We start from the raw sequence: 4,100 nt of genomic DNA, 5'->3' as shown, positions 1-4,100 counted from the left end.
ATCCACATCCGCATCGCTCTCATCAACCGCTTCTACGCCCTCGGCACCGCCGAGATCGTTCGCGTGGCGTGACGTCAGTGGGGAAAGGGGATGTCACGCCGCAAGCATGAGTTCTGCAACAATGCCGATTGGGAGCTTTAAAATACCTTCGCGTTTCCGAGGAAGGTGACATTCAAATGAGCTTACAACCGCAACTCATACGCCCGAGGATGATCTTGCTGAGCCACAACAACAATTTTTACAATGTGGTCAGCACCAACAACGTCGTCAAAGGCGGTGGTCTGTTTCAGCTGGTTGCGGAAGATGGCAAGCATCGCCTGAGCAACCAAAAGGCATTCGCAACGCCTCACATGCTTCAGCTTAGAGATGTGCTTGAGGTCAGCAAAGGCGATAAAAAGCCTGACCATACTACACCAAACTCGATACGTTCGGTGGTTGAGGGGATGTGGAAGTTTTGCCGACCCGACCTTCAGAGCTTTGAGGATTTCGTGAAAATTCTGATCAGCGATCATAGCATTGAGATTCAGAGCGTTCTACTCAACGATCTTTGTCATGGTGGAAGGTTCAGCGACCTCCCGCACCGCGAAGAAGAAATCATTGCGGCATCCGTGGAAGCGCTGAAGGTTGTCGAAACCTTTGCCCATGGTCAATTGAAGTCCTGTTAGTTTTTGCCAGGCCTGAAGCTTGGATCATCAACATGGCTGAAAGCAACGTTCGCTGATGCCTGCGTTTTCTTCGGAAACTTGCCAAGACTGCATCATCACACTTTGGTTGTGAGCGTCGCGCCAATCATGCCATTTCGTTCCGCGTTTCGTTCCGGGAGCGGATGTAATGTCGGGTTAATGATCAGTAAGCTATTGATTTATTTGGCGACCCCGGCAGGATTCGAACCTGCAACCTGCCCCTTAGGAGGGGGCTGCTCTATCCAGTTGAGCCACGGGGCCGCGCTTGATTACGCGATAACAAATCCCTCTTGCGATCACAATGGGATGGGCGGGACCGATTGCGATTTGCCACGCGCAGTTTCCATTGTGCAGCAACCGATGTCTGCGCTAACGTTGCATACAGCAATAACAAGAGGCTCAGGAACGTGACCACGGACAGCAAGCGCCCTCTCACCCTCCGCGATGTATCCGAAGCAACCGGTGTTTCCGAAATGACCGTGAGCCGCGTTCTGCGCAATCGCGGCGATGTGTCGGAAAAGACCCGCAGCAAGGTGCTGAGCGCCGCCAAGGAGCTGGGCTACGTGCCCAACAAGATCGCCGGCGCGCTGGCTTCGAACCGGGTGAACCTGGTGGCGGTGATCATCCCCTCGCTGTCGAACATGGTGTTCCCCGAGGTTCTGACCGGCGTCAACAAGGTGCTGGAGAACACCGAGCTGCAGCCGGTTGTCGGGGTGACTGACTATCAGCCCGAGAAAGAGGAAAAGGTGCTGTACGAGATGCTCTCGTGGCGCCCCTCAGGTGTGATCATTGCTGGGCTAGAGCATACCGAAGCCGCCCGCGCCATGCTGAACAGCGCCGGCATCCCGGTGGTTGAGATCATGGATACTGACGGCAAGCCGGTGGATGCGATGGTCGGTATTTCCCACCGTCGCGCGGGCCGCGAAATGGCCAAGGCGATCCTTAAGGCCGGATACCGGCACATTGGCTTCATGGGCACCAAAATGCCGCTTGATCACCGGGCGCGAAAGAGGTTCGAAGGTTTCACCGAGGCGCTGGCCAAGGAAGGCGTGGAGATCGAGGACCGCGAATTCTACTCAGGCGGCTCGGCCCTGGCCAAGGGGCGCGAGATGACTCAGGCCATGCTGGAACGATCGCCGGAACTGGATTTCCTCTATTTCTCCAATGACATGATCGGCGCGGGTGGATTGCTGTATTTGCTCGATCAGGGCATTGATGTGCCGGGCCAGATCGGCCTTGCAGGCTTTAACGGGGTAGAATTGCTGCAGGGGCTGCCCCGCAAGCTGGCTACAATGGACGCCTGCCGCCTGGACATCGGGCGCAAAGCGGCGGAGATCATCGCGGCGCAGCTGGAAGATCCCGACGCCGAGATCGAAAAGCATGTCACGCTGACCCCGACCATTTCTTTTGGTGACACGCTGAAACGGCGTTGATGCGGCTGGACAATCAAAGCGCGCGGCGACTGTTTCTGGACTGCCATGCCTTGCTGGAGCAGCCAGCAGGCCCGGCCAAGGGAGCGGATCTGCTGGCGCTGATCCAGCGGCTTGGGTTTGTGCAGCTCGACAGCATCAACACGGTGGCGCGCGCGCATGACGTGATCCTCTATTCACGCCGCCCGGGCTATCGCGCCAAACATCTAAAGCAGCTCTACGAGCGGGACCGCGAGCTGTTTGAACATTGGACCCACGACGCTGCGGTGATCCCGATGGTGTTTTACCCTCATTGGCATCTGCGGTTTCAGCGTGACACCGAGCTGCTGCGCAATCGCTGGCGCAACTGGCGGCGCGACGGGTTTGAGGCGCAGTTCGAAACCGTTCTGAACCATGTGCGGGATCATGGTCCAGTCAGTTCTTCTGACCTTGGCAAGGATGAAAAGAAGGGCTCCGGCGGCTGGTGGGACTGGCACCCGTCCAAGACCGCGTTGGAATATCTCTGGCGCTCAGGCGCGCTGACAGTGGTGGGGCGTGAAGGTTTCCAGAAACGCTATGACCTGACCGAAAGAGTAATTGAGGAGCATCTGCGCCCTGGCACCTCCTGCGACGAGACTGCGACCATTAACTGGCTTTGCTCCGCCGCGATGGACCGGCTGGGCTTTGCCACCTCCGGCGAGCTCGCGGCGTTCTGGGACACCGCTTCTCCGGCGGAAGCCAAGATATGGTGCGCCGAACAGCTGCGCCTGGGAGAATTGGAAGAGATTGAAGTCGAACAGGCGGACGGCAAGCTGCGCAAAGTGTTCGCCCGTCCGGGCACCGTGGAAGCCGCCGCGGAATTGGGTCCGGCACCGGGCCGGATGCGGGTGCTTAGCCCCTTTGACCCAGCCCTGCGCGACCGCAAGCGAGCGGAACGGCTGTTCGGTTTCCACTACCGGATCGAGGTCTTCACCCCCGCACTCAAGCGCCAGTACGGCTATTACGTCTTTCCGCTGTTGGAAGGCACACGCCTGGTTGGCCGCATCGATATGAAGGCGGACCGGGACGCGGGCGTCCTGCGCGTCACCGCCGTATGGCCTGAACGGGATGTGAAATGGTCCCTGCCCCGCACAAAACGGCTGGAGGCAGAGCTGGACCGGGTTGCGCGCTTTGCGGGCCTCAGCAGAGTGAGTTTCACAAACGGCTGGCTGCGCTGAGGAATTACTCGGGCCGTAGCTGGGCCTCGATCACTTGACGGTAATCCTCCGGTGCGGGTTTTGCAGTAAAGCTCTCCGGAGCAATGAAGACACAAACAAACCTGCCCTCAAAACACAGCACCCCATCCTGCCGCGCATTCACCCGGAAAGTCACCGACTTACCACCCAATGCCGAAGGCCAGACCTCGCATTTCAACCGGTGCCGCGGTGTAACCGGTGACCGGAAATCAATGCTCATGTGCACAAATGGCGTGCCGGTACCGCGGTCCAGCTCCATCTGATACCAGCCATCGCCGCCCAGGTGATGTTCCCACCAGGCGTCAATCGCCTCCAGCGCGAAAACTGGCAGCCGCCCGGTATAAGCAATCCGCGCCGGATCGCAGTCACCCCAGCCGACGCGGATTTCATGGATGAAACCCTGCCGCGCCGGAGCAGAAGATTGTTCCGTCATACCAGCTTCCTTCATTGCATCAGCATCAGCGGCAGCAGCGTGATGATCGGGAAGGCAACCAGGATGACCACCCGGATAAGGTCAGAGGCAACAAAGAACATCACCGCCTTGTAGGTGTCGATCATCTTGGTCTTACGGTCCATCGCGTTGATGATGAACAGGTTCATGCCCACCGGCGGAGTAATCAGGCCGACCTCGACCACGATCAGCACCAGGATCCCGAACCAGATGGCGACATATTCCGCCTCGATCCGGTTCACCCGGCCTTCGGTCACCCGGATGCCCAGCTCTTTCATCTGCTCACGGGTCAATTCGGCTCCGGCAGCAATGGCGTCCTTGA

At 58.5% G+C, this 4,100-nt stretch carries 5 protein-coding genes and 1 tRNA gene; 3 read left to right on the top strand and 3 right to left on the bottom strand.

Going from position 1 to position 4,100, the window contains the following annotated elements:
- Positions 1-176 precede the first annotated feature (176 nt).
- On the top strand, positions 177-665 hold the full coding sequence (locus tag A2I95_RS26925; protein WP_291734845.1) for a hypothetical protein: 489 nt from the start codon (positions 177-179) through the stop codon (positions 663-665).
- Positions 666-867: 202 nt separating this feature from the next.
- On the opposite strand, the gene A2I95_RS26920 is transcribed toward A2I95_RS26925, so the two are convergent.
- Positions 868-944: transfer RNA gene (locus A2I95_RS26920), tRNA-Arg, on the bottom strand.
- A 146-nt stretch (positions 945-1,090) separates the two neighbouring features.
- On the opposite strand from A2I95_RS26920, the gene A2I95_RS26915 reads away from it, so the two are divergent.
- Positions 1,091-2,116 carry a LacI family DNA-binding transcriptional regulator gene (locus tag A2I95_RS26915; RefSeq protein WP_291734843.1) on the top strand — a complete coding sequence of 342 codons (1,026 nt, stop codon included), beginning with the start codon at positions 1,091-1,093 and terminating at the stop codon, positions 2,114-2,116.
- Positions 2,116-3,309: a crosslink repair DNA glycosylase YcaQ family protein gene (locus tag A2I95_RS26910; RefSeq protein ID WP_291734841.1), complete on the top strand. Its 1,194-nt coding sequence runs from the start codon at positions 2,116-2,118 to the stop codon at positions 3,307-3,309. The genes A2I95_RS26915 and A2I95_RS26910 overlap by 1 nt, the downstream gene beginning before the upstream one ends.
- Before the next feature lie 4 nt (positions 3,310-3,313).
- On the opposite strand, the gene A2I95_RS26905 is transcribed toward A2I95_RS26910, so the two are convergent.
- Positions 3,314-3,760 carry a thioesterase family protein gene (locus A2I95_RS26905; RefSeq protein ID WP_291734839.1) on the bottom strand — a complete coding sequence of 149 codons (447 nt, stop codon included), beginning with the start codon at positions 3,758-3,760 and terminating at the stop codon, positions 3,314-3,316.
- Positions 3,761-3,771: 11 nt separating this feature from the next.
- The coding region (locus tag A2I95_RS26900; RefSeq protein ID WP_291734838.1) for a TRAP transporter large permease subunit at positions 3,772-4,100 on the bottom strand (329 nt) is incomplete at its 5' end.

Source organism: Leisingera sp. F5 (assembly GCF_001593695.1).
Note: the sequence above shows the minus strand (reverse complement) of the source record. Positions and strands in the feature narration are given on the sequence as shown.